General features: G+C 41.2%; 18 protein-coding genes. 11 read left to right on the top strand and 7 right to left on the bottom strand.

Translation table 11 applies throughout. The features are described from left to right. The first annotated feature begins 308 nt into the window (after positions 1-308). On the top strand, positions 309-1,901 hold the full coding sequence (locus tag NOS7107_RS06545; RefSeq protein ID WP_015112192.1) for a hypothetical protein: 1,593 nt from the start codon (positions 309-311) through the stop codon (positions 1,899-1,901). Between the two features lie 285 nt (positions 1,902-2,186). Here the strand turns inward: NOS7107_RS06545 and NOS7107_RS06540 are convergent, their stop codons facing one another. Continuing rightward, positions 2,187-4,274, bottom strand: coding sequence for an NAD(P)/FAD-dependent oxidoreductase (locus NOS7107_RS06540; protein ID WP_015112191.1), 2,088 nt, complete (start codon positions 4,272-4,274; stop codon positions 2,187-2,189). Positions 4,275-4,434: 160 nt separating this feature from the next. On the opposite strand from NOS7107_RS06540, the gene NOS7107_RS06535 reads away from it, so the two are divergent. Further along, positions 4,435-4,668, top strand: a complete 234-nt coding sequence (locus NOS7107_RS06535) for a hypothetical protein (protein WP_015112190.1) — start codon at positions 4,435-4,437, stop codon at positions 4,666-4,668. A 194-nt stretch (positions 4,669-4,862) separates the two neighbouring features. Here the strand turns inward: NOS7107_RS06535 and NOS7107_RS06530 are convergent, their stop codons facing one another. The 3 genes from NOS7107_RS06530 to cimA all read right to left on the bottom strand — a co-directional run bounded on the left by NOS7107_RS06530 (position 4,863) and on the right by cimA (position 7,742). Beyond that, positions 4,863-5,153, bottom strand: a complete 291-nt coding sequence (locus NOS7107_RS06530; protein ID WP_157373978.1) for a hypothetical protein — start codon at positions 5,151-5,153, stop codon at positions 4,863-4,865. Between the two features lie 231 nt (positions 5,154-5,384). Further along, on the bottom strand, positions 5,385-6,002 hold the full coding sequence (locus NOS7107_RS06525) for a Uma2 family endonuclease (RefSeq protein WP_015112189.1): 618 nt from the start codon (positions 6,000-6,002) through the stop codon (positions 5,385-5,387). A gap of 84 nt (positions 6,003-6,086) precedes the next feature. Next, complete coding sequence (cimA, locus tag NOS7107_RS06520; RefSeq protein WP_015112188.1) at positions 6,087-7,742, bottom strand: citramalate synthase; 1,656 nt, start codon at positions 7,740-7,742, stop codon at positions 6,087-6,089. Between the two features lie 458 nt (positions 7,743-8,200). Between cimA and NOS7107_RS06515 the strand changes: the two genes are divergently transcribed. The 3 genes from NOS7107_RS06515 to NOS7107_RS06505 all read left to right on the top strand — a co-directional run bounded on the left by NOS7107_RS06515 (position 8,201) and on the right by NOS7107_RS06505 (position 13,030). Continuing rightward, positions 8,201-8,653, top strand: coding sequence for a hypothetical protein (locus tag NOS7107_RS06515; RefSeq protein ID WP_015112187.1), 453 nt, complete (start codon positions 8,201-8,203; stop codon positions 8,651-8,653). A 163-nt stretch (positions 8,654-8,816) separates the two neighbouring features. After that, complete coding sequence (gene thiO / locus NOS7107_RS06510; RefSeq protein WP_015112186.1) at positions 8,817-10,772, top strand: glycine oxidase ThiO; 1,956 nt, start codon at positions 8,817-8,819, stop codon at positions 10,770-10,772. Between the two features lie 353 nt (positions 10,773-11,125). Beyond that, positions 11,126-13,030, top strand: a complete 1,905-nt coding sequence (locus NOS7107_RS06505) for a DUF3352 domain-containing protein (protein WP_015112185.1) — start codon at positions 11,126-11,128, stop codon at positions 13,028-13,030. A gap of 67 nt (positions 13,031-13,097) precedes the next feature. Here the strand turns inward: NOS7107_RS06505 and NOS7107_RS06500 are convergent, their stop codons facing one another. The 3 genes from NOS7107_RS06500 to NOS7107_RS06490 form a co-directional block, all read right to left on the bottom strand. Continuing rightward, a complete protein-coding gene (locus NOS7107_RS06500; protein ID WP_015112184.1) occupies positions 13,098-14,135 on the bottom strand; it encodes an aldo/keto reductase in 1,038 nt (345 codons plus the stop codon). Positions 14,136-14,304: 169 nt separating this feature from the next. Next, positions 14,305-15,285, bottom strand: coding sequence for an aldo/keto reductase (locus NOS7107_RS06495; protein ID WP_015112183.1), 981 nt, complete (start codon positions 15,283-15,285; stop codon positions 14,305-14,307). Positions 15,286-15,394: 109 nt separating this feature from the next. Next, a complete protein-coding gene (locus NOS7107_RS06490; protein ID WP_015112182.1) occupies positions 15,395-16,786 on the bottom strand; it encodes a response regulator in 1,392 nt (463 codons plus the stop codon). A gap of 1,004 nt (positions 16,787-17,790) precedes the next feature. Between NOS7107_RS06490 and NOS7107_RS06485 the strand changes: the two genes are divergently transcribed. From NOS7107_RS06485 to NOS7107_RS06460, 6 genes are all read left to right on the top strand, one after another. Beyond that, positions 17,791-18,465: a VWA domain-containing protein gene (locus NOS7107_RS06485; protein ID WP_015112180.1), complete on the top strand. Its 675-nt coding sequence runs from the start codon at positions 17,791-17,793 to the stop codon at positions 18,463-18,465. Between the two features lie 73 nt (positions 18,466-18,538). Further along, positions 18,539-19,321, top strand: a complete 783-nt coding sequence (locus NOS7107_RS06480; RefSeq protein WP_015112179.1) for a PP2C family serine/threonine-protein phosphatase — start codon at positions 18,539-18,541, stop codon at positions 19,319-19,321. Between the two features lie 57 nt (positions 19,322-19,378). After that, a complete protein-coding gene (locus NOS7107_RS06475; protein WP_015112178.1) occupies positions 19,379-21,559 on the top strand; it encodes a tetratricopeptide repeat protein in 2,181 nt (726 codons plus the stop codon). 666 nt (positions 21,560-22,225) lie between these two features. Then, positions 22,226-22,999 (top strand): glucose-1-phosphate cytidylyltransferase, encoded by a 774-nt coding sequence (gene rfbF / locus NOS7107_RS06470; protein WP_015112177.1) that lies wholly within the window; start codon positions 22,226-22,228, stop codon positions 22,997-22,999. Between the two features lie 104 nt (positions 23,000-23,103). Continuing rightward, entirely contained in the window at positions 23,104-24,318 is a 1,215-nt protein-coding gene (lhgO, locus tag NOS7107_RS06465; RefSeq protein ID WP_044499762.1) for an L-2-hydroxyglutarate oxidase, read from the top strand. Positions 24,319-24,475: 157 nt separating this feature from the next. Then, positions 24,476-25,504, top strand: a complete 1,029-nt coding sequence (locus tag NOS7107_RS06460) for an NAD(P)-dependent oxidoreductase (RefSeq protein WP_015112175.1) — start codon at positions 24,476-24,478, stop codon at positions 25,502-25,504. Positions 25,505-25,555: the final 51 nt, after the last annotated feature.

Below are 25,555 nucleotides of genomic sequence, written 5' to 3'. Positions count from 1 at the left end.
TTTTTGCCAGGCAGCTATTACTACCAAATAATTGTTGACCGAACCCAACTCAGATATCACCTTTGTTACACATCTATGCTGAAGTCCGTACATCATAACATTTCGGGTATAAACCCTCATCCAGTCTCAGGTTGACGGTTTATCAGGTCATAATGTTATAACGTCATCAGTTCTAGATGCAAAATGGGAACACTAGCTCATAACTAGTGACTCATGCTTGGGAAAAATTCAACTTAGTTACTAAATTTAACGCCGAGCAAACAAAGTTGATGAGCAATGCTTAATTTTGCACTGCTGATTATCTTGAGATGGGTGGGTTAAGAGTGATTAATGAAGCTGACACCTCAAACAACAGGGCTGTGATGGAATCTCTCAATTCTGCTAATTCGCCACAACCAGAGCCGACAAACTGTCCTTTTTATGCGGTTGTGCCTTCTGAAAATCTGGCTATCAGGCAATTGCCACTCCTCAAACCAGCAGAAGAAAAACAACAAGAGTCGCCAAATCCTCAATCTACGGAAAATGTTACCCAAGAAGAATGGGTGGCAGAACCAGATAGGGGAAAACAAGCAGTAATTGATGATGAATTTCAGAAACTGCTGGTGTTAAATGAAGAACTGCGTGCAGCTAACAATGAATTGTACGAACAAGTAGAACATCTCAAAGATGACTTAGCAGAGTCGGAAAAAGCTTTGCAGTGGCAGAAAAGGCGCTCCAGTGTCACTGAATCAATGCTCAACCAACAAGCTCAAGAACTGATTGCGGCTCAAGAACAAATTCAGTCCCTCTTTCAGCAGTTAGACACCACAACACAAACTGTTCAACGTCAAGAAACCCTCATCGAAACTTATAAAGCACAGCTACAAATTAGCCAGCAACGTCTTGCTCAGTTAGAACGGGAATGTGCGTTATTGCAAACTAATTATCATGAACAGTCTCAACAAGTGTTGCAGTCAGAAACCACTTGTCGAGAGTTGCGTACTCGGCTGATGCGCCAACAGCGCCAAACGCTGCAATTTAAGGCAGCTTTAGAAAAATGTCTAGAACCACCATCTGTCAACGACGACTCCTCAGAAGAGACAGGAAATAATACTGCTAATAGCACTACTAAGCAAAGTAGATTTTCTAGAAAAGCGCGATCGCTATTTCCTAACGTACAACCAATTAGACCTTGGTCAGCAGAACCAGAATCTCCTTCCGAAAATGTAGCTCATTCTTGGGGTGAATCTTCAATACCACCTGCATCCAGCCATAGTAACCCCGCTCCCCAACCTTCATCTCCTTGGAACTGGCCGACTAAAGAAGAAACACCCGCACCAACTGAACCGGATACTTCCGCAGAAATAGAAGATGAGCCAATAACATCAGAAACGGTCTCATCAGGAGAATCTTCAGCCAAATTAGATGAGCAAATAGATACTCTCATTCAAATGTTTTTTGCTTCCCAGCCGGGAACTTCATCTGTGACTAGTGAAACCAATGTCACCAGTAATCAAAGTGAAAAACCTCTATGGGAAACTTGGGCAACAAATGAAGCACAATCAGAAACTACCCTAGAGCAGCAATTAGCAGCATTATCAACAGAAAATAATGAGCCAATTACTGTACCTAGTTCAGTAATTGAAGAGTCAACAATTTTACCGGAAAATAATTTACCAATTTCTTTTACTGTGCCGTTGACCAACAAGACAACAGAAGCGCCAGAAAATTTCTGGTTAGAAACTACGCCAGAAAATACTGAGGAATTGCCAGAAACAGAGTTATCTGAAGAAACAACGGGTGACTATAGCAATGATCCTCAATCACCGTCACCAGTTGTTTATCCCCAGCGGCCACCCAAGGGACGTAAATCTTTAGCATCAGTGGAATTACCAAATTTTCGCCCTAATAGCCAAATTTAGAAGGTTACAGGTCTTGTAGTGTCCCAGTTTGACCATTGACCTAAATACCTTGGCTATTTGGGCTGAAATAGTCCAAAAATATAATTTCTGTGGTGTAGGCACTGGACGGACTAGTACAGTTCAGTGTAAATAAACAGACCATCTGGAATTGCGAAAAGGCTTAGTATCACTATTCTTTCTTTTTCCTTTTGCCCTTCGGGTCGCCATGTGCTTTATGCCGGGAAACCCGTCCACCGCAATGGCTCACTTTTTACTTTTGCCTTGTTGTACTAGAAACCCATTGACTTACGAATTACGAATTGGTATTACCGCTTCTGGGTTGACTATGGATGTTTGGTTGAGCGATCGCGGTTTACCCGTAGTAATTACGTAGCGTAGCGCCAATAATTGTAACCACAATCCAGGATTGCGGGGTTCTAACCAAGGTTGAATTCGGGTGAGAAAGCCAGGGAACCAAGAACTCAGCAATATCCTCACTAGGGCATAAATACTAAAGTTAAAATAACTCCCCAGCCATCTGAATAAATCTCTAGGGCCAGCCAGTTCCCAAATCCACAATAATAAGGCAGGGTTTTTGCGGGCTGCTTTGAGTGCTAGGTGGTTGAAGGTGAACCAATCGCATCTATCTTTGATGAAATTATCTGCAACCTCTGGCGGTTCACTAGCTAATAGCCCAAAGAAAGTATTCAGCATCGAGTTAATGCGCTGGGGAGGAATGAATTTCCCAGTCGGAACCATCATTCCTTTAGAAAATAGCCAAGTTACTGAAACATTGCTTTGATAAGCCCGAATTTGGTTTAAGTGACGAAAACTCAATAAGTCATGCTGGAGTGCGGTATCTAACAAAGTTGTTAAGCGTTCTAAGTTACGCACCAAGGAACCAAAACCTGTAAACACAAGGGGAGATTGGAGAGATGCAGCATCACCGATCGCAATTAATCTATCAACGGCAACTTGGCGATCGCTACTACTCACACTAAAATGCCCCGGTATATATCCAAATGTCGGCTTTTTCCACACCAGTTTATCCATGTCGCAGCGGCGATACTCTGGCAAGATGGTAAAAAAGTCTTCGTACATCTCCAACAAAGAACCGGGATTATCTGGGTGGACTTCGTGGTAGTGAAATAAATAAATTGTCAGTTCCTCACCCGCACCGGGAAACAATTCCCAAATCAATTGTCTCCCCCGCGAAATATCACCATGACTGTAAAGCACATCACCATATTGAGAATCCCAAACTTGTGCTTCAAATCCGCCATCAACCACTGCACCCACAGTCGGACAAACACTATCAAAAGCCCGACCACCATTTAATTGCCATGCAATCGGCGAAGCAGTTCCCATTGCATCGACTAATAACCGCCCAGATACTTGCTTTTCTTCCTGACTGGGTAAATGCTTGACTGTGATTACAACTTGTGAGTTATCAATATCCGCACGCATAAATTCGGTTTCGTCCCAGATATCACCGCCCGCCGCCCGCAGCTTTTGTCCGCACATACCCAGCCATTTTTCTGAGTCTAGGGCAATGTTTAAAACTGTGGGAGTGTGAAGAATAGGCGATCGCAATTTCGGCGGATTATTTCCATCAAAAAATTTGTTAAATCCGTCTTTATATTCCCGAACAATAACGCTTTCTAGTTCGGTATTCGTTACCAAACCCAGATTTACTAAACTTTGTAATTCATCACGCGAAATATTCCATTCGCGGTTCATTCTGCCAAAAGGTAAACGTTCCACCAGCAGCACTTTGTATCCCATTTTGGCCATCACAGCCGCATGGACAGCCCCTAGTGCGCCACCGATGTAAATTAAGTCGTAATCCGATTTTGGATTGGGGATTTGAGATTTTGGATGAGAAAACACTACCTGACGCGGTTCTTGGGGATGAATCACACCATCGCGCCAGCGTTGTTCCCACCAATATGCACGTTTGAGGTCGTATTCCCCATTGGGCATTTTCTGAAAATATTTAACTGTGAGTGGGTAATCGGTTGCTAACGCCTCAAAAATTGATTGTTGGGATAAATCAATTGCTGGCGGCTGGGGGTACTGATGGGGAAAGCGTTGTCTGATTTCTGTCTTGAGACATAGCAAAATCTCCTTCTCTTGAGGGAAAGGCTGATCTGACCAACGGAAGACCTTTAAATAAGTAGTTCTTTGGACAGACCACACAAAAATTGAAATTTCTGTCGGTAATTTTTCGGAAATAGTCTGCTCAGATGCTGTATAGTCTGTAGGTAATTTCAAGCAGAAGCCGTCTGGAGTCAGTGATTTCACACCAATTACTGGTTGAAAATCCACTTGTAGCCATTGACGTACCGCTGCTGTATCTGGAATTGGCACTTCTAAATAAAGGACTTCTTTCATGTTTCCTTGACATCTCCGCTTAAAATACTCATTTCGACAGATTTATTAATGGCAAAAATTCTTGTAGACTCCGCCCTATTACTCAAATAAAGATTCTGTAAAGAACTTTTAATAATTTGTCAATTTTTTTTCTCATTTTGTAACTTTGTAAACCCACGCCATGAATTATCCCATTCCAGACAGCCCTCAAGACATTCTTGCGTTACAACAAAAGCCCATTGATGAAGAACTTGTAGCTTCAGCGATCGCCGGAGTAATTAAAATTGTCCGTTCTCAAGGTAAATCTTTGGAAGACTTAACCGCCCAAATCCTGGAAGATGATCAATTGTTAGATCGGCAGCAGCGACGTTGGTTAAGTCAATTGCTGGCTCAAGCCTGGGAAAGCTTTACATAAGGGTTAGGGGCTAGAGGTTAGAGGCTAAGGATGAGTATTTTTACTCTTCACTCAGCACTTTCAACTCCGAAGGCAAAATGTTATTGCTCCCATAACCTGACACTCCTTATAAATAAATTAATACTATTCCGGCGTAGGTTGGGTGAAGCGTAGCGAAACCCAACATTCGAGCCTAATTTGCTGTTAACTGAACTCTATTGATTTATCGCGGTAGTCCCAGCTGCGGCTTCTTCTTTAGTTGCAGGTAACGAGTCAAATTCCAGGTTGGCAAAATCACCAGAGCGCCGATTTTGGGAACCACGCGAACCAGGACTTTTAGCAGAAGCGACAGTTTTTCCTTGGTTGTTATAGTCAATGTCTGCCAAAACTACAGGTGCAGAAGCTTTGTTATTACTTGATTGAAAACGTAATAAATCTCGTCCACTGATGAGGTAAGAAAAAATAGACCATACCGGACTCAGCAATTTTCGCAAAGCAGTTGTCAAAAAATTCAAAAACTCCCATCTTATTCTTTGCGCCTTAGCGCCTTAGCGTGAGATAAATCAATATCCCGCAACACCCAACGCAGAAAATTTCCTGACACTTCCACCTCAAAGCTTCACCTTTTATCTTCTGAACCTTAACATTCGAGCAAAAAGCTGGAAAATTTGTCTTCAGAACTCGAACATTCTCACTTAAAACAAGAATATTGTCGTTTAGAACTTAAAAAGCCGAGATTACGCAACACTTTGAAAAATTTGTTCGACAGTCAAATTTAACTCGTTGAAAATCTGTGAGACAAGGCGATCGCTATTTCGGAATTGCTGCACTTGGTATTCTCCATCAACTAACGAGTAAACCGAGATAGTGGGTTGTTTGGGATTACCGATAAACCGCCTACCACCTAAAGCCGCATAATCGACAATCCAGTATTCGGGGATGCCCACTGCTTCATAGTCAGCGGCTTTTTTTAAATAATCATCTCGCCAGTTAGTACTCACGACATCAATTACTAAAGGAATTGATTCAGCTTGGCTGACAGTTGACTCTTTTTTCCACCGAGGCTCATTGACTAAATTATGCTGATTTAATATCAGTACATCTGGTGAGTAAGCTGATTCACCTTCCAATGGTTTAATGAACGCTGTTTTGGGAATAAAGTAAGGCATTTTTAAACGTTTATATTCTGTAACTATTTCTCCAACTAAAAATCCAATAAGCTGTTCATGGTCGCCAGTAGGTGGGGACATTTCAACAATTACTCCGTCATGCAATTCATAGCGTCGCTGTGGGTTTTCTGGGTACCAAGCGATAAATTCATCGAATGTAACTAATTTACGTAAGCTTTGAGTCATCTGAGTGCTGAATATTAAGTATTGAGGTACGATATCCCCGACTTCTTGAAGAAGTCGGGGATCTGACTACTCTCACCAATAGCATTAAACTTTTAATGCTGCTTCTGCTTGGGAATGTAATAACAAACCATATTCCAATCCCTCAACTACTGCTTGATAGGAAGCTGCCAAAATATTGGTAGAAACGCCGATAGTTGTCCAGCGTTGATAGCCGTTTCCTGACTCTACCAATGCTCTGGTTTTGGCGGCTGTACCCGCGTGTCCGTCGAGAATCCGCACTTTATAATCTGTCAATTCAAAGCTGGCGAGTTGGGGGTAAAAATTGACTAAAGCTTTGCGTAAGGCTGCATCTAAAGCCGCAACGGGGCCGTTTCCTTCCGCCGCTTCTAAAATATTTTGCCCGTTGACGGCGACTTTGACTGTGGCTAAAGCACTGCTCGTTTCTTTTCCTTCCACCAAGTCACAGTGTACTTGAAAACCTTTGACTTCAAAAAACTCTTGTCTAGCGCCTAAAACTTCATACATCAACAGCGCAAAACTCGCTTCTGCGGCTTCAAATTGATAGCCTTGACTCTCCAATTGTTTGAGGCGTTGGAGAATTTGCCGTGCTTCTGGTGTTTGCTTATCTAATTCAATGCCAAAAGTCCGGGCTTTGGCTAGTACATTACTGAGTCCCGATTGTTCGGAAATTACTATCCGCCGTCGATTCCCGACTTGTGCGGGCTGAATGTGTTCATAAGTTAGGGGATTCCGTTCAACTGCGGAGACATGCACCCCGCCTTTGTGAGCAAAAGCCGAACGTCCGACAAAAGGTGCGTGTTCATCAGGGGCAAGATTGACTACCTCACTGACAAAGCGACTCGCTTCTGTTAGTTGAGTAAGCTGGTGTTCTCCGATACAGCTATAACCCATCTTTAATTGTAAGTTGGGTATTAAAGAACAAAGGTTGGCATTGCCGCAGCGTTCACCATATCCATTTATTGTTCCTTGTACCATTGTTGCCCCTGCCATGACAGCTGCTAGGGCATTGGCGACAGCCATATCACAATCATTATGAGTATGAATGCCAATTTGAGGAATTGTCCTTTGTACTTTGTCATTTGTCATTAATTTTTGACAAATGACAGATGACAAATAACTATTGACTATTTCTACACTTTCGCTGACTTCGTGAGGCAAAGTTCCGCCATTTGTATCACATAAAACTAGCCATTCAGCCCCAGATGCGATCGCGGCCTCTAATGTCTGTAAAGCATAATCTCTGTTGTGTTTGTAGCCATCAAACCAATGTTCGGCATCGTAAATCACGCGTCGCCCATGTGAGCGAAAATACTCAATAGTATCGCGGATCATCGCTAAATTTTCTTCTAAAGTTGTCTTGAGACTTTCGGTAACGTGTAAATCCCAAGATTTGCCAAAAATTGTTACCCAGCGAGAACCCGCCGTTAAGATTGCTTGCAACATTGGTTCAGCTGCGGCCACGGTATGAGGGCGACGTGTAGAACAAAATGCCACAATTTCTGATTGTTTAAGCGGATCTTCTTGGAGTTGCCAGAAAAATTGAACATCCTTCGGATTGGCACCAGGCCAACCACCTTCAATGAAGGGAATTCCCAATTGGTCGAGTTTCTTAGCAATGCGTAGCTTGTCTTCAATAGACACCGATAGCCCTTCGCATTGAGTGCCATCCCGTAGCGTGGTGTCATAAAGCCAAATTTGAGGAGAAGAATTTGTAGTCATAAGGCAAAATCATGCGAGACAACTGTAGAGGAAATGTGCCAATATACAACAAAACGCCGATTTGGTAATTTAAATATGCCCAAAGTACTAACTCAAAGTACAAAAAATACGTTTATCTGTAGCTGCGTTCAGCGCCGTGTTCAGTTAGATTAAGGCGTATCGGGAAAATTTGGGGTTTAAATTACGAAAAATTTTGCTGCAAAATGGTATTGACCTCTAAAACGGTGGTGCTAAAGCAAAGAACAGTCAGTTAGTTGGCAGTGATGGTGCTAGTGCGATCGATCAAGTGATGTATTGGCCGTGAATTAGCGTCACAAAGACAGCGATCGCTTCCTTCCCATTCTCCTACAATAGACCTGCGTTTAGCCCCTCAAGCAGAGGATGTTACGGATTATTGGATCAGGGCTATCGAATAGGAAAGGAAATCAAAAGGTTAGGTTACAAAGGAGAAAAACAATATGGGTAGATGGACACCGCTTATTCTGATGGGTGGAGGCTTGGCAATTTTATTGGGTACGTTGCTAGGCATCAACTTTCCAATGGGTGGAGGGCAACAAACTGCCAGTAATAATGCTCCCGGTGGCAAAACATCACGCGTTCTCCCAGCTAATATTAATGTTAATAGCACTGCCCCCAGTAGAGGTAGTCGTGGCTTAAGTGAAGACAGAGCCAGCACTCCTCAAGAAGATAATGCTCCCACAGAAGCCAGGGGCAGCAGTAGTGTTAGGCAGGAAAACCTGAATACAAACACAACTGAACGTCGCACCAGCGTTGCTCAAAATACTACTCCCACAGAGTCCTTTTCATCACCTGACAATACAGATACAACAAATACCAGAGAAGTACAATCAACTGATACATCCGTTAGTGATAACGAGTATACAAGAGAACCGATTCGGGCTTTGTGGTAGTGCGTGACTGGGTACTGGGGACGGATAAAAGATAAAAGATGAATTTTCATACTTCACACTTCATACTTTCCCCAATCCCTAGTCATTGGTTACAAGTTATTAGTTATAAGTTATTTAGTTGTGTACTAATGATCAATGGCTAATAACCAATGACTAATGACTAATGACTAGCGATGTTTTAATTATTGGTGGCGGTGTTATTGGCTTGGCGATCGCCGTCGAACTCAAATTGCGCGGGACAAATGTCACCGTACTTTGTCGTGATTTCCAAGCTGCTGCTACCCATGCGGCCGCGGGGATGTTGGCACCAGATGCCGAAATGATCCAAGATCCGGCAATGGGTAAATTATGCAGGCGATCGCGTGCCTTATACCCAGAATGGACAAGTAAATTAGAAGATTTAACTGGTACAAGTACTGGTTATTGGGCTTGTGGTATTCTTGCACCTGTTTATCAAACACCAGATTCTTCTATAGTGGGTGAATCACCTGCTTATTGGCTAGATCAAACTGCCATTCATCAATATCAGCCAGGATTGGGAAATGATGTCGTCGGTGGCTGGTGGTATCCTGAAGATGCTCAAGTTGATAATCGGGCATTAGCCCAAGCACTATGGACAGCGGCTCAATCTCTCGGCATTGAAATTAAAGAAAATATCACAGTCGAAGGATTAATCCAACAGCAAGGGCAAGTTATCGGCGTACAAACCAACATAGGTGTAATTCGCGCCAGCCACTATGTTTTAGCGGCTGGTGCTTGGTCTAGTGAATTATTACCTTTGCCTGTGACTCCGCGCAAAGGGCAAATGCTGAAAATCCAATTACCTGATTTTGTGCCGGAATTACCTCTGAGACGAGTTTTATTCGGTGAAAATATTTACATCGTACCCAGGCGGAATCGTTCGATTATTTTGGGTGCGACTAGCGAAGATGTGGGTTTTACTGCCAATAACACCCCAGAGGGGATGCAATCTTTACTTGAGAACGCTATTCGCCTATATCCAAAATTAAAAGATTATTCCATCCAAAAATTTTGGTGGGGTTTTCGGCCTGCAACCCCAGATGAATTACCAATTCTCGGCACTAGCCATTGTGAAAACTTGACTTTGGCTACAGGTCATTATCGTAACGGCATTTTACTAGCGCCTGTGACAGCCGCGCTAATTGCTGATTTAATCTGCGAACACAAATCTGATCCGATACTTGCCCATTTCCATTATTCTCGTTTTCATACCAAGCCATCTACTGCCCCTATGCTCACTCACTCTGCTAATTTTACCAATGGCGATCGCCCAGTTTTATCACCAATTCCCAACTCTCCACTTGCCGACTCCCCACTTATAATTGCTGGCAAAACCTTTCAATCCCGCTTGATGACGGGAACCGGCAAGTATCGCAGTATTGCAGAAATGCAGCAAAGTGTTGTGCAGAGTTGCTGTCAAATTGTCACTGTTGCAGTCAGACGCGTCCAAACCAAAACCCCCGGACATGAAGGTTTAGCAGAAGCATTGGATTGGTCAAAAATTTGGATGTTGCCGAATACTGCTGGTTGTCAAACTGCTGAAGAAGCGATTCGCGTAGCCCGTTTGGGTCGAGAAATGGCGAAATTGTTGGGGCAGGAAGATAATAATTTTGTGAAATTAGAAGTCATACCCGATTCCAAATATTTACTCCCAGATCCTATTGGCACGCTGCAAGCTGCTGAACAGCTGGTAAAAGAAGGGTTTGCCGTATTACCGTATATTAATGCTGACCCGATGTTAGCTAAACGGTTAGAAGAAGTTGGCTGTGCAACAGTTATGCCTTTAGCATCACCCATTGGTTCAGGACAAGGATTAAAAACCACCGCCAATATCCAAATCATTATTGAAAACGCTCATGTGCCGGTTGTGGTGGATGCAGGTATTGGTTCACCTTCAGAAGCGTCTCAAGCAATGGAATTAGGCGCAGATGCTTTATTAATTAATAGTGCGATCGCCCTAGCCCAAAATGCCCCAGCAATGGCGTATGCGATGAATTTGGCAACCGTCGCTGGTCGTTTGGCATACTTAGCTGGCAGAATGCCCATCAAATCTTATGCTAGTCCTAGTTCACCTGTGACGGGGACAATCAATACTTAAGAACTTAAGGTGGTGCCAAAGATTTTTAGTTGAAGCTGTCAATAGTCCAAAATTAAGCTTTTTTTGGGCTATTGACTCTTGACCATTGACTACTAATTGTTAAAACTAATTATTTTTTAATACTGAATTTTAATTTTTCTCAAAAAATATTTATTTACTAGTAATAAAAATATAAAAAAGAAATCCGCATAATTGTGTTTTATGCTTTATACATTTAGTTGCTAGTACAGTACGGCGTAAATAAATTACACATTTCAAATTGCCAAAAAGGTTGCTTTATCAGCTTTTTGAATTTTGACTTCCGCCTTGCAGTACTAGGTTGCAATTCTAAAATCTAAAATCTAAAATTCAAAATGGTATCACCGATTATTACAGTATCGCTATTATCTGCTTTAGCAGTTACTTCTCCTGTGGCTGAGACTAGCGAAACTGCGGCATCTACTACATCTATTACCCCAGCGATCGCCAATATTTTACCAGCAGATACACCATTGGTTGGCTTAGTCAATACCAAGGTAGATGCTTGGACAGCCTTAAATCGTTTTTATTTATTTGAAAGAGCCTTTACCGCAGCCTCTAAATATTTACCACCTTCTTTTAAACTCAGCTATGTACGCGAGATTGAGTCTTTGATAGGTGATCAAGTCGCATTTGCTTTTTTGCCCAAGGTTGAAGGTACAACCGCAACCATAGATAATAATTTTGTGATGCTGGCTCCTATCAAAGATGAGTCACGCGTACAGCCTTTTATCGACTTACTTAAAAGTGGAGATCCAAAACGGGTAAAGGTCACGGAGTATAAAGGCATTACTATTGTGGAAGTGCAACCTCCAGAAACCCCAAAATCACCAAAATTACCAGAATCACCAGAAGCAACACCATCGCCGGAAACACCAGAATCAAATTCTGAACCCAAATTACCAGAATTACCTCCAGATCCAGCAAATACACCCAAGATTCAACGCAAACCACAACTCAAGCAGGTTCGTTCTCAGAAAAAATCAAACTTAGCGGCTATACCGCCGATTTTGGGTAATCCAGATTGGTTAAAAACAAGACCAAGAGGAATTGCGATCGCTACTTTACCAGGTTATATTGTCACCGGGATTACGGCTAAACCCATTGAGCAGATCATTGATGCTGCTCAAGGAGATAACAATCTTACTCAAAATCCTCAATTCCAAGACACAATCAAAAATCCTCAGTATGCTAAATCTTTGTTTTCAATTTATGAAAATTTGTCCACTTTTGTGCCTTTAATTAACGATATTACCAAAGATCCAAGTTTGCCTTTTCCTGTTCTTGGTGCTGATGCGATTAACCTTGATGAATTAAAAAGCTTTGGTAGTGTCAATGGTTTTTTAACAGTAGAACCAGAAGGATTGCGTTTTCAAGCTACAGCCTATCGCCAAACTCCTAAATCAGAAAAAGATGAATTTCAAACTGAACAGCCAGAAGCTATAGTCACCAGATTACCAGCTGCTACCTACTCTGCTGCCACTGGGCGCAATCTTAACCAGAAATGGCTAATTTTAACCGAAGCTTTGAGTGCAAAGCCACAACTCAAAGAATATCTCACTCAACTGCGGAGTTTTGTTTTTAGTAGTACTAAACTCGATTTAGAAAAAGACATCCTCAATTGGATGGATGGTGACTATGCTTTCTTTCTGTTTCCTTCTAAAGGAGGATTGTTAGGCTCAGTTCCTAACTTGAATTTAGGGATAGGTATGGCTTTAGAAACAAACAATCGAGCCGCCGCTGAAATTACTCTGAAGAAGTTAGATGAATTTATTACATCTTTCTCAACAGGAGAAGTTGTAGTGAATACTCATAATATCAAAGATCAAAACATCACGAGTTGGGATGTAGGCGGAGAAGCTTCACAAAGTTTGTTAGCTTATAATTGGGTAGACGAAAAAACTGTTGTAATCACCACAGGATTTGGCGCAATACAAGATTTAGTACCACAGCCTTATATTCCATTACCTTCAACTTATAATTTTAAAACTGCGACTAATTCTTTACCCCGTCCTAACTATGGATATTTTTATTTAAATGGGGGGTCTACTTTATCTTGGATTTATGGATTTTTGCCCAGTTTCTTTGATGATAAAAATTTCCGCCCTTGGAAACCAATTGTTGGCTCAGTTTACAGTATTAGTGCTACAAGTGCTACCACACCAGATAAAGAGCAATTTGATGTTTTAATGGTGTTGGCTCCTAGCAGAAAGCCAATTAGTTTCACAATTAAAGAGTAATTATATAAGGTAGAAAGTTAGAGAATTCAGATTTTGAATTCTCTGACCTTATAAATTCTTTGGTAAATCAACCTAACCACTCAGGATTAAGTGCTGTACTATCAAATTGACTAGTAGTTTTGAATAATTCATATTGACCTTTAACAGCAGCTTGGCGAGTCCGATTTAGCAGTTCTTTAACTTGGGCTTGACTCATGGGTTGAAATGTCTGAATTGCTTCAAAAGCTTGGTCTAAGATTTTCATGCTTTCAATGCCTGTAATCACTGTTGATGTTGGTAAATTCATCGCATAGTGTAGGCATTCTATAGGTTTAACTGTGTTGCTTTTGAGAATGTTTTGATCACCCATTGATTTCATTCCCAATACACCAATTCCATCTTTAACTAGTCTGGGTAAAACTTGGCGTTCAAAACTGCGAAAATGAGCATCCATCACATTTAGCGGCATTTGTACTGTATCAAAACGAAAGTTGTTTTGAGCAGCAACATCAAGCATTCTCAGGTGAACTAAGGGGTCTTTGTGACCAGTAAAGCCGATGTAGCGAATTTTCCCGGCTTTTTGGGCTGCAAGAACCGCCTCCATTGCGCCACCAGGGGCAAAAATCCGGTCTGGGTCTTCCATACGGATGATTTCATGGTGCTGCAATAAGTCTATGCGATCGCTCTGTAATCTTTTTAAAGAATCGTCAATTTGCTTGGCCGCAGCTTCTTTGGTGCGACCATCGATTTTAGTCATCAGAAAGACTTTTTGCCGATAACCATCCCGGAGTGCTTTACCCATCCGAATTTCACTCCCACCGTTGTGATAGTCCCAGCTATTATCCATAAAGTTGATACCGCGATCAATAGCTGTACGGATCAGCCGAATTCCTTCTTCTTCATCTTTTGGTCTACCAATGTGGTGTCCACCCAAACCAATTACTGATACTCTTTCCCTAGTGCGTCCTAATTGTCGATAGATCATTTCGCCTGTTTTGGTCTGAGTAGGAGTAGGCTGATTTTGGGCTAAAGCTTGTTTAGAAAGTCCGGTTGAAGCTGCTAGTCCGACTGTTCCTAAACCTGAAGCAGAAGCTATCTTCAGTAAATCTCGTCTGCTAATCTCCACAAGTGAATCCTTGAAATCAAACTATTACATCCTCATAGCTTTGCATTGGACAAATTAGGCTGCATCTAACTGTTGAAGGAGAAGAGGATTGATGAAGAGGTATATGAAGTCACTTGTTGGGAATAGGGAATAGGGAGTGGAACAAGAGTGCTAAAGACTATTTTTAGCGTTATTTAGTCTGAAAAATATTTTGTACCATGACTTTATCTGTACTTCCGGAGGCTTTATCCAACTCTGCTATTTCTGCTGCGTCGAGTTTCCAACCTAAAGCGCCAATATTCTCTTGCGCTTGGGTGAGGGATTTTGCACCAGGGATGGGAATAGTCCCTTTACAGATACACCAGTTAATGGCTATTTGTGACATAGTTTTATCACGAGATTGGGCTATTTCTTTTAAAGATGTTAACAGCGATCGCACTCCAGGTAATAACTGTCTAAATAACAACCCGCGCACACCTTTGGGAAAAGTCCCTGTCTCGGAATATTTACCTGTTAATATCCCCAAAGCCAACGGACTGTAAGCAATCAGTTTAATACCTAATTCATCACACACATCTTTCAATCCCAGTTGTGTCACCGGATAAGTAGACAACAAAGAATACTGCACTTGCAAGGTAGAAATCGGTACACCTCGTTCCGCAAATCTTTGATGCACCATTTTTAGCTGTCTTGGCCCGTAATTCGATAAACCAACACCTTTAACTAAACCTTGTTCGTAAAGATCAGCTAAACCATTTAATAAACCTTTTTCTTGCCAAGGCGCATAATTGGCTGTAGACCAGTGCATCTGCACTAAATCGACATTTTTACCCAAGCGTTTGGCAGAAGATTGACAAGCTTTAATCATGGACTGGCGCGTCCATCGCCAAGGATAAGCAGCCAGTTTTGTCGCAATGCAAATATTTTCCTGATTTAAACCCTGATATTCTTGAGAAAACTTTCCTAAAAGTAACTCACTGCGCCCATTTAATCGGCCAGTACCGTAAGAATCGCCTGTGTCAAATAAAGTCACACCATTACTGACACACAAGTTAAAAACGGCTTTTAACTGGTCATCCATACTTTCGTTGTATCCCCACAGAAGTTGGTTTCCCCACGCCCAAGTTCCGCAACCCATAGTTGGTAGGAATATTTCTCGACTAATTTGCATTTTGATTGTCAATCACGCACCATCTGTATTATCGGCGGACATCGCCCTTTAATTTCATCTTGAGTTTTGAGTGCTGAGTAAACATTCTTCCCCTGCCTCCTGCCTCCTTTCAAGCCAAGTGCATAAACACAAGTTTGAGTAATTCTGCACGGGTAAATGGTTTAGTTAAATAACCAGAGGCTCCAACTAATCGGGCTTTGACTTTATCAACCAGTCCTTTATTACCTGTAACAAAAATAATTGGAGTGTGTTTAAAGAAAGAATTATTCCGAATGATTTTGCATAATTCGTAGCCGTCAATTCCAGCCATATTCAGATCTAACAAAATTAAGTCTGGTTTATGGCGAATAATCGACATAACCGCTTTGAGTGGATCATCAATTGTCACTACAGAAAAATTCTCACTTTCCAAGAACCGACTAATTTCTTTGAGAATTGTTGGGCTATCATCCACAGAAATGATTTTATAAGTCTTTTTGGTAGTTACGGTATTAGTCGTTACTCTTTCAGGGGCGGAATTTATGGTATTTAGTATTATTAATTCCTGAAGATTTTGGCTTGATAGTGGAGAAGTTTTTAGCGATCGCACTACAAGTGAAAAATCTTCTACAGCCAGAGCCGTTTCTGATTCAGCATTAAGGTTACTGGGTTCTACTACCGTATCAATGAATTGTCTGTTGAGTAATGCTGTTGTATATCGAGAAGATGTTGTGGCTTCTGGCTTATAGTTAGGTAACTGATCAAATGGTGGATCTGGTTCGTGCATGATTACCCCACCTTGTACAATGTGAGGGTATAAATGTTGAATCAGTTGCATTTCATCTTGATCCATAATTACAGCCAGATGGCGAAGGCTAAAACCTTTCATCCAATTAGTTAATTCTGGCGGTAGTTTGGGTAAATTTTTGCTGGTTAGTTTACTGTTAATTAACAGGTAAGGACGCTGGTAAGGGGAAGAAATTTGGGGAGTAAAAGATTGCCAATTTTTTAAGCGAATTTGGCAAATTTCTAAAGTTTTTTCTACATCCAGTCGACAAATTTTTGTCAGTGTTTGGGTTGCATCACTTAAAGCATAAGTACCTGTTTTCACTAACAAAAATGATTCAATCACTTCTTTGACTAGTTCTTGAATCAAGATTGTAGCTTGTGCATTATCCAGATAACCTTCGTTGACTAGCCAATGAATTGCTTGGTAATCAGCAGGTTGAGTTGATAAATCACTGCTATCAGCAATGGCATAATTTAACAACTCTTGTTCAAAGAACATACGTAATTGTACGCGGGTTTCGCTACTGAGCAAATTGAGGCGGCGTAGATGACGTTCTAGCCTATCAAAAGGTTCAACAGAGTTTGTCGCATAAGTTATGGCTCCCTGTTCTACATAAATCAACCAAGTAACTAAGTTACTAAAGGCTTGTAAACAAGTAGTGTCAATGCCATTAGATAGTTGTTTTAATAAACTATAAGGACGTAACACTGTAAATGTACCGAAATTAGGCATTTTAAAAAATTGTTTTAGAGAATTATACAGAATTTATGTAAATTTGGATGCTTATGTATGTTTTACTTTATTAGTTTTAATATGTCTCCAAGAAAATTATTTTCTCAAAGAAGAATATAAATCTATATTAAAGGTTATGGAAATCATCGTTATCACTCAGTCAATTTGATGCGCTACTCAGATAAAAAAGGCAACACCAATAACATAAGTTTCATTACCATGTCTAAATATGGGCGCTGAAGGTAGTATTTTTACTCAATCAACAGTTGAAGCATTAGTTTAATTAATACAGCCAATGACAGGCAAATGAGGTACAAATTTTCAGAACCAAGCCATACACTCAAAAGCTGTTACTCTTTTCCCGTTTTCTGTTCCCTGCTGTATCTACACACAAAATTCGTTCAGGAGTATTCAGCACAGACAGAATTGAGGAAACTGCCCAAGCAAAAATATCAAGTTTTGTTTTGATATAAAATTCCCCAATTACACTAGATTCAGGATGAGAGAACCACATCCCTCAAAAGATAGATAATTTATTTCTGAGAAATCCCTAGGAAAATGAAAAAATAATAAAAATTTTACTTGTTCAACTCAGTATGATGGCGAAAAGCGAGTTTAAATGTTTTTTGGACGGTGGACTTGAATGAATTAACACTTTTGTCTGGCACAAAAATGATATATTTCACACGAAATCTTTAAACTTTTATCTAGGCTAATTTTGATGTTTATTATACTCTATCACTTGCCCTATATAAGTCTTTGTCGTTCCGTGAATGCCGGAAACATGAACTCTTCGTAAATTTTTGGTTTCTCAGACGGAACTTGATGAAAACTTTATTAAATGTGTAGAGAATTTAGGGAAAATTATTTGTTTAATAGTTACATGAAGACTCATCTGGCGATCGCCAAAAATTTAGTTATTCCCCTTTAGACTCCGGAAAGTAAACTATATACTTTGAACAAAGGAAAATAAAGCTTTGGACTATAACATAACACAAAAAGTTATGCAAGATACATTAACCCTGGATGAAGTAGTAGAATTTGCGGAAAATCCCGAACCTCGTTGTCCTTGCGTGTTATTACTAGATACATCTGGCTCAATGCAAGGCGAAGCCATCGAAGCATTAAATCAAGGTTTGCTAAGTTTAAAAGATGAATTAGTCAAAAATTCCTTAGCAGCGCGGCGTGTAGAAGTAGCTATTATTACTTTTGATAGCCAAGTAAATGTAATACAAGACTTTGTGACAGCGGATCTATTTAACCCGCCGATTTTGACAGCCCAAGGACTCACCAGTATGGGCGCAGGAATTCATAAAGCCTTAGATATGGTACAAGAGCGCAAATCCTTGTATCGTGCTAACGGCATTGCCTATTATCGTCCGTGGGTATTTATGATTACCGATGGCGAACCCCAAGGTGAACAAGAGCATTTAGTAGCCCAAGCCGCCCAGCGAGTGCAAGGCGACGAAGCCAATAAGCGCGTAGCCTTTTTCTCAGTGGGTGTGGAAAATGCCAACATGACAACCCTAAATCAGTTAGCTGTAAGAACACCACTCAAACTGAGAGGACTTAACTTTGTAGAAATGTTTATGTGGTTGTCAGCGAGTATGGCGGCTGTTTCCCACTCCCAAGTAGATGAACAAGTAGCACTACCGCCAATTGGCTGGGGTTCCATTTAATCGCGCGATGGGCGAAGCCCCGCCGGAGGCGATCGCGGTTTAATATTACACAGCCAGCCCAGACAAAGAATCTATGAACACATCAAAACAGATTGATCATTGGCGGGTAGTCGCCGCATCTGTATGTGGTACCAGCCACACCAGAAACAAGCAGCTGTGTCAGGATGCTCACAACTGGCAATTATTGCCAGACAATATATTAGTAGCCGCAGCAGCTGATGGCGCAGGTTCTGCCAGTCAGGGGAAAATTGGCGCAATGGTAGCCACCGAAGCAGCTGTAGAACATTTATCTATTAAAGAAGTCTCTCGCGCTTTTTTAGCTGATGACTTGGTTGTACAATCCTTGTTAAGTGATGCCTTGCTGGCTGCCAAAAAAGCAGTAGAAACAGAAGCCGCAGCCTGTAACCAACAGCCCCAAGATTTGGCAACTACCTTAATCATCACCATCGCCACACCAGAAATGGTAGCAGCAGCCCAAATCGGTGACGGGATGGCAGTCGCAAAAAATCGTCAAGGAAGTTTAATTGCGCTAACCATACCCAATAACGGAGAATATATCAACGAAACAACTTTCTTGACTTCCTTGGATGCTATAGATACAGCACAAATGAGATTATGGCGTGAAGAAATAGTCAACGTTGGTATCCTCACCGATGGACTACAAATGCTGGCTTTGAACATGGTTGTTGGCGAACCTCACAAACCCTTCTTTTTTCCTTTGTTTGACTTTATCGAAAACGCGGAGGATAAGACATTAGCTAAAGAGCAACTGGTGAGGTTTTTAAGTTCGGATCGGATTACACAACGTACCGATGATGATTTAACACTAATTATTGCTGCCTTCAACCGCACATAAACAAGGATTCTGCAAGTTCGGTCTTTTTATATAACCCCCGTTAACTGTGACTTAAACATGAAGGTACTACGTTGTCTTCCCCAGCCAGAAATTATCAACCTCAGCGTTAGCTTAGGACGAGGTGGTGAAGCCTGTGTGTATGCAGTGCCATCTGATGGCGATTTAGTGGCTAAGGTTTATCACAAACCCACAGCCAATCACGCTAAAAAACTGCAAGCGATGCTGGCTAATCCACCAGAAAACCCCACAGCTAATTTGGGGCATATTTCCATTGCTTGGCCACAAGAGCTAATCAAAACGGCAGATGGAAGCAAAAGCATTATTGGTTTCATCATGCCTCGGATTCGGGGAATGCGACCAATCATCGATTTTTACAACCCTAGAACCCGTCGCCAACACTGCCCTTTATTTAACTATCAATATTTAGTTCGTACAGCGCGGAATTTAGCGGCAGCTTTTGCGGCTTTGCACAGTAGTGGTTATTGCGTGGGTGATGTCAACGAGTCCAACATCTTAGTTAGCGACACTGCACTGGTGAGTTTGGTAGATACTGACTCTTTCCAAGTGCCAGATTTAAAAAACAATCTTGTCTACCGCTGTGGGGTGGGCAAAGCTGAGTTTACTCCACCAGAATTGCAAAATAAAGTCTTTGCCCAACACGATCGCGCAATTACCCACGATGTTTTTGGCTTGGCAGTGATCATCTTCCAATTATTAATGGAAGGTACACATCCTTTTTCTGGAATTTTTCAAGGCACTGCCGAACCACCAGCTTACGAAGCCCGCATCGCCGCCGGACATTTTACCTACAGCCAACACCGTCAAGTTCCTTACCTACCAACTCCCATTGCACCACCTTGGGAAATGCTACATCCTAGCTTGCGGGAATTATTTGTCCAGTGTTTTGAAGCCGGACACAACAATCCCCAGTTACGCCCAAATGCCCAAACTTGGCTCTCTGCCCTAACCGAAGCCGAAGATGCCCTGATTACTTGCACCACCAATCCCCAGCATCGCTATAGTAATCACCTGCACAGCTGCCCTTGGTGTGAGCGTTCTTTGCGCTTAGGCGGACGTGATCCTTTTCCATCACAGCGGGCAATTGAAAATAAAGAACATCTCAAACCACGTACCATTCCCACAAGGCGCTATAATCAGCCTGCACGCATACCACAGCCTGCCATGTCATTTGCCCGTGCAAATTCTTGGCAACCAAACAATCAGCCTAGCTATTTTCCTTATCAGCGGCGCAAAATATCAAAGCTTTACCCCGTAGTTTTAGGTTGTCTGGGTTTGGGGATGTTGGGTTATTTAGATGTGATGGTGAAATTCACCCGTCCATTTGTGTCACAGAATACCTACACCCAACAGACATTGATGGCAAGTTCTAAACCTAGTCATCAAGCTCTCCAGTTTGCAGATTATTATAAACAAGGCCACGCTGCTTACCAAGTGCGCGACTATAAGCAAGCAGTCGAAAGCTTTACTAAAGCCATCCAAGAAGAACCAAAATACGCCAAATCTTTTATTAATCGAGGTAATGCTCGTTACAATCTCAAAGACTATGAAGGGGCATTAACAGACTATTCCAAAGCTTTGCAAATCAATCCGCAGGAAGTCAAAGCTTTAGTGAATCGCGGTAACGCTCGCTATATGCTGGCTGAGTATAGCAATGATCCAGATCGAGAATATCATTTAGCGATCGCAGATTTTAACAATGCCATCCGCCTCAACATTAAAGAAGCCGAAGCATATATCAGAAGAGGTATTGTTCGGGCGCAGATAGCTAAGTATAGCGGTGAATCTATCAAAGAGTTTCAACAAGCCATCGGAGATTTCTCAGAGGCAATTAAACTCAACGCCTCCAAAGCCGAAGCCTATTTTCAGCGTGGTTCAGTGTACTATCAAATGGCTCAATATAGTACCGATTACGCTCAACAATACCAAAAAGCGATCGCCGACTTTGACCAAGCATTACAACTGAACGAAAAACTGGCAAAAGTATATCTCAAACGCGGTATGGTTCGTTATGAAATCGCCCAATACGGTGGTAAAGAAGCCGCCAAAAACAATCACGAAGCTGTCGAAGATTTACAATTAGCCGCTAAACTCGCCTTGGAACAAGAAGATACCGAAAACTACCAGCAGGCACTTAGCAGTATGTGTGTGATCATTGAAAGTCAATGTAACGCTTTACTGCAAAGTTCTAGTACTTGGGGTAATATCGGGACAAATTAGGGAGTGGTCAAGAGTCAATAGTATCTCTTGATTATTTAACAATTAAATCCCCGACTTCTTGAAGAAGTCGGGGATTTAAGCTTCTAAATTTTTACAAAATAATCTTTGTACAAGTAAATTTTATTACTAATGAATTAGTAATAAATTATTGTATTACTATAGTTAAACGTAAGTAATATCAGGGTTATAAAACAATACGGTTCAGTTAAGGTAATGAGAGTTGATTTCTCAATTTCTGCTTACCTATTCAGATAAGAAGTAAGATTTGGTGGATTCTCCCCCAAGCCCCCGATTGGGTGACGGTTGCGTCCCCCAAACCCCCGGCAAAATAATTCTTTCGTTTTTGGTTGAGTAATTATTTTTTGGTTTTGTCGTGATTTAGTTTTCTTATCTGAACCGTATTGGGTTATAAAATATAATCCTGATAATTTATTTGGTAACATTTATATTTATTTAAGTGATAATATTTTACGTGTAAAAATTATTCATAAACCTTTCACACATAAAAGATTTTAATTTACTTTTACTTCATACAAGTAGCAAAAATTATAGTTAGATTATTGACGGAGAAAAACAAAGTAAGACGATTTTTCTCAAACCAAGTGCATCCTCTTCATCTCAAGCAATTCTAAATAATAATTCCCTACAAATCTCCGAGGTAATTACATGAAAGCGGTGATTTTGGCTGGTGGACTTGGTACACGCCTCAGTGAAGAAACCAGTATCAAGCCCAAGCCGATGGTTGAAATTGGTGGTAAGCCAATTCTTTGGCATATTATGAAAACTTATTCTGCCCACGGCATTAATGATTTCATTATTTGTTGTGGTTACAAAGGTTACGTCATTAAAGAGTATTTTGCTAACTACTTTTTATACATGTCAGATGTAACTTTTGACATGCGTTTTAACCAAATGAATGTGCATTCTGGTTATGCAGAACCTTGGCGCGTCACCTTAGTGAATACAGGTGATAAAACTATGACTGGGGGACGCTTAAAACGAGTTGTTGAACATGTAGGCAATGATACTTTCTGTTTCACTTATGGTGATGGTGTTAGTAATGTAAATATCACCGAGCTAATTAAATTTCACCAACAGCAAAAGACATTAGCCACACTCACCGCCGTACAACCAGCCGGACGTTTTGGTGCTATTTCCTTAGAACAAGAGCAAACTAAAATCACCAGCTTCCGAGAAAAACGCGATGGTGATGGTGCTTGGGTAAATGGTGGTTATTTTATTCTAGAACCAGAAGTTATTGATTTAATTGCGGATGACACCACCATTTGGGAGAAAGAACCATTAGAAAAGCTGGCTGATATGGAACAGTTATCTGCTTTTAGACATAATGGTTTTTGGCAACCAATGGATACCTTACGCGATAAAAATTATCTCGAAGACCTATGGCAAAGTGGTAAAGCTCCTTGGCAAGTGTGGTAAAAAAAGTATGAAGTATGAAGTCTGAAGTCTGAAGTCTGAAATTTCATCCTCAAGCTTCTACTTTCAGCTTTTTGACAAATGACAAATGACAAATGACAAATGATATGTACGATTTTGCTATTGTCGGCGGTGGAATAGTAGGCTTATCAACAGCGATGTCCTTGGGTAAACGCTATCCACAAGCACGCATTCTAGTATTAGAAAAAGAAAGCAACTGGGCATTTCACCAAACCGGCAATAATAGTGGTGTAATTCACTCTGGTATTTATTACAAACCAGGGAGTTTTAAAGCTAAATTTTGCCGTGATGGTAGTCGCTCAATGGTGGAATTCTGCCAAGAGCATGAAATTGACCATGAAATCTGCGGTAAAGTTATTGTTGCTACCGATGAACAAGAAATACCACGCTTAGAAAATCTCTACAAACGCGGCTTAGAAAATGGTCTACCAGTCCAGAAAATCAGCCCAGAAGAAGTAAAAGAAATTGAACCTCATGTTAGTTGTGTAGCTGGCATTCGAGTATTTTCAACTGGTATTGTTAATTACAAGCAAGTTTGTTTAAAATACGCCCAATTAATTCAACAACAAGGTGGAGATTTACGTCTCAATACCAAAGTATTGAAGATTGCTACCAGTGGGAAAAATCAGGTATTAGAAACAAATCAAGGCAAATTTGAAACAAAATTTGTGATCAATTGTGCCGGATTGCATAGCGATCGCATTGCTAAGTTAGGTGGAGTAGAACCCAACGCTAAAATCGTACCTTTCCGGGGCGAATATTACGAACTCACCCCCGAAAAACGTTATTTGGTGAAAACTCTCATTTATCCAGTGCCTAACCCCGATTTCCCCTTCCTCGGCGTTCACTTTACCAAAATGATTGATGGTACAGTTCATGCTGGCCCAAACGCTGTTCTCAGCCTCAAGCGGGAAGGTTATAAAAAAACCGACTTCGACTTGAAGGATTTTGCGGAGGTGATGACTTATCCAGGTTTCTGGAAACTTGCAGCTAAACATGCTGATGAAGGTATTCAAGAAATCATTCGTTCCTTTAGCAAAGCAGCATTTGTCAAAAGTTTGCAAAAACTGATTCCCGAAGTCCAAGCCGAAGACTTAGTTCCCACCCATGCGGGAGTTCGCGCCCAAGCTTTAATGGATGATGGCAAACTAGTAGATGACTTTTTGATCATTCCTGGTCAAAACTCCATTCATGTCTGCAATGCACCTTCACCAGCAGCCACATCTTCTTTAGAAATTGGTAAAGCGATCGCTTCTCAAGTTCCCCAACAATCCCATCTGGAGACTGTAGTCATTGCCTAAGTATGGGAATAGGAAGAGGTGTAAAGACAATATCATCTCTTAAATCTCTTATCGGGTGGGCATTTTGTCTACCCGAAAAACACACCCCACAAAAATAATCAACACCAAATTCAGAATTCTGAATTTTCTGAAAGCAATTTTATAGGAATTTCCCACAATGAAAATATTAGTAACTGGAACAGAAGGCTATCTAGGTTCTTTATTGCCTCCTCTGTTAATTGAACGTGGACATGAAGTCATCGGCGTTGATACGGGCTTTTATAAAGTTGGTTGGCTATACAACGGTACAGACATTACAGCTAAAACCCTCAACAAAGATATCCGCCACATCACCCCCGAAGATTTAGAAGGTGTAGAAGCGATCGTTCACATGGCGGAACTTTCCAATGACCCCACGGGACAATTAGCACCAAATATCACCTACGAAATCAATCACGTAGGTTCTGTACGCCTCGCTAACTTAGCCAAAACAATGGGCGTGCGACGCTTCGTCTATATGTCTTCGTGTAGTGTTTATGGGGTCGCTACCGAAGGCGATGTCACAGAAGAATCTCCCGTGAATCCTCAAACCGCCTACGCCGAATGTAAAACCCTTGTAGAACGAGATGTTACACCGCTGGCTGATGACGATTTTTCCCCTACATTCATGCGGAATGCTACAGCCTTTGGCGCTTCCCCCAGAATGCGATTTGATATCGTGTTGAACAACCTCGCCGGGTTAGCTTGGACAAGCAAAGAAATCAAAATGATCAGTGATGGTACACCTTGGCGGCCATTAGTCCACGCCCTTGATATTTGTAAAGCCATTGTTTGCGCTTTAGAAGCACCGCGTGATATTGTACACAATCAGATTTTTAATGTTGGCGATACTGCTAATAACTATCGAGTCAAAGAAATTGCTGAAATTATTGCTGATACTTTCCCCGGCTGTAAATTAAGCTTTGGTCAAAATGGGGCAGATAATCGCAGTTATCGCGTATCCTTCGAGAAAATTAACAGCATTTTACCTGGATTCAAATGTGATTGGAATGCTCTATTAGGCGCACAACAACTGTTTAATTTATTCAGTCAAATTGATATGACTGAAGACACCTTTTTGTTTAGAGGCTTTACTCGCTTAAAACAGCTAGAGTATCTCATTCGTACTGAACAAATTGACAAAGATTTTTTCTGGAATAGAAAGTAAGTCCTGATATTGGATAAATTAGATACCCGAATTCTTAAAGAATTCGGGTAT

The sequence above is a fragment of the Nostoc sp. PCC 7107 genome (genome assembly GCF_000316625.1).
Classification (GTDB): Bacteria; Cyanobacteriota; Cyanobacteriia; order Cyanobacteriales; family Nostocaceae; genus Nostoc_B.
This window is presented reverse-complemented; position numbering and strand designations above follow the sequence as displayed.

Bases quoted from the DNA above. Each gene is read 5' to 3' on its own strand.
- NOS7107_RS06545 (WP_015112192.1), top strand. From the start codon at position 309: ATGGGTGGGTTAAGAGTGATTAATGAAGCTGACACCTCAAACAACAGG.
- NOS7107_RS06505 (WP_015112185.1), top strand. From the start codon at position 11,126: ATGGTATCACCGATTATTACAGTATCGCTATTATCTGCTTTAGCAGTT.
- NOS7107_RS06485 (WP_015112180.1), top strand. From the start codon at position 17,791: ATGCAAGATACATTAACCCTGGATGAAGTAGTAGAATTTGCGGAAAAT.
- NOS7107_RS06480 (WP_015112179.1), top strand. From the start codon at position 18,539: ATGAACACATCAAAACAGATTGATCATTGGCGGGTAGTCGCCGCATCT.
- NOS7107_RS06495 (WP_015112183.1), bottom strand. From the start codon at position 15,285: ATGCAAATTAGTCGAGAAATATTCCTACCAACTATGGGTTGCGGAACT.
- cimA (WP_015112188.1), bottom strand. From the start codon at position 7,742: ATGACTACAAATTCTTCTCCTCAAATTTGGCTTTATGACACCACGCTA.
- thiO (WP_015112186.1), top strand. From the start codon at position 8,817: ATGACTAGCGATGTTTTAATTATTGGTGGCGGTGTTATTGGCTTGGCG.
- lhgO (WP_044499762.1), top strand. From the start codon at position 23,104: ATGTACGATTTTGCTATTGTCGGCGGTGGAATAGTAGGCTTATCAACA.
- NOS7107_RS06490 (WP_015112182.1), bottom strand. From the start codon at position 16,786: ATGCCTAATTTCGGTACATTTACAGTGTTACGTCCTTATAGTTTATTA.
- rfbF (WP_015112177.1), top strand. From the start codon at position 22,226: ATGAAAGCGGTGATTTTGGCTGGTGGACTTGGTACACGCCTCAGTGAA.
- NOS7107_RS06475 (WP_015112178.1), top strand. From the start codon at position 19,379: ATGAAGGTACTACGTTGTCTTCCCCAGCCAGAAATTATCAACCTCAGC.
- NOS7107_RS06535 (WP_015112190.1), top strand. From the start codon at position 4,435: ATGAATTATCCCATTCCAGACAGCCCTCAAGACATTCTTGCGTTACAA.
- NOS7107_RS06540 (WP_015112191.1), bottom strand. From the start codon at position 4,274: ATGAAAGAAGTCCTTTATTTAGAAGTGCCAATTCCAGATACAGCAGCG.
- NOS7107_RS06460 (WP_015112175.1), top strand. From the start codon at position 24,476: ATGAAAATATTAGTAACTGGAACAGAAGGCTATCTAGGTTCTTTATTG.
- NOS7107_RS06515 (WP_015112187.1), top strand. From the start codon at position 8,201: ATGGGTAGATGGACACCGCTTATTCTGATGGGTGGAGGCTTGGCAATT.
- NOS7107_RS06525 (WP_015112189.1), bottom strand. From the start codon at position 6,002: ATGACTCAAAGCTTACGTAAATTAGTTACATTCGATGAATTTATCGCT.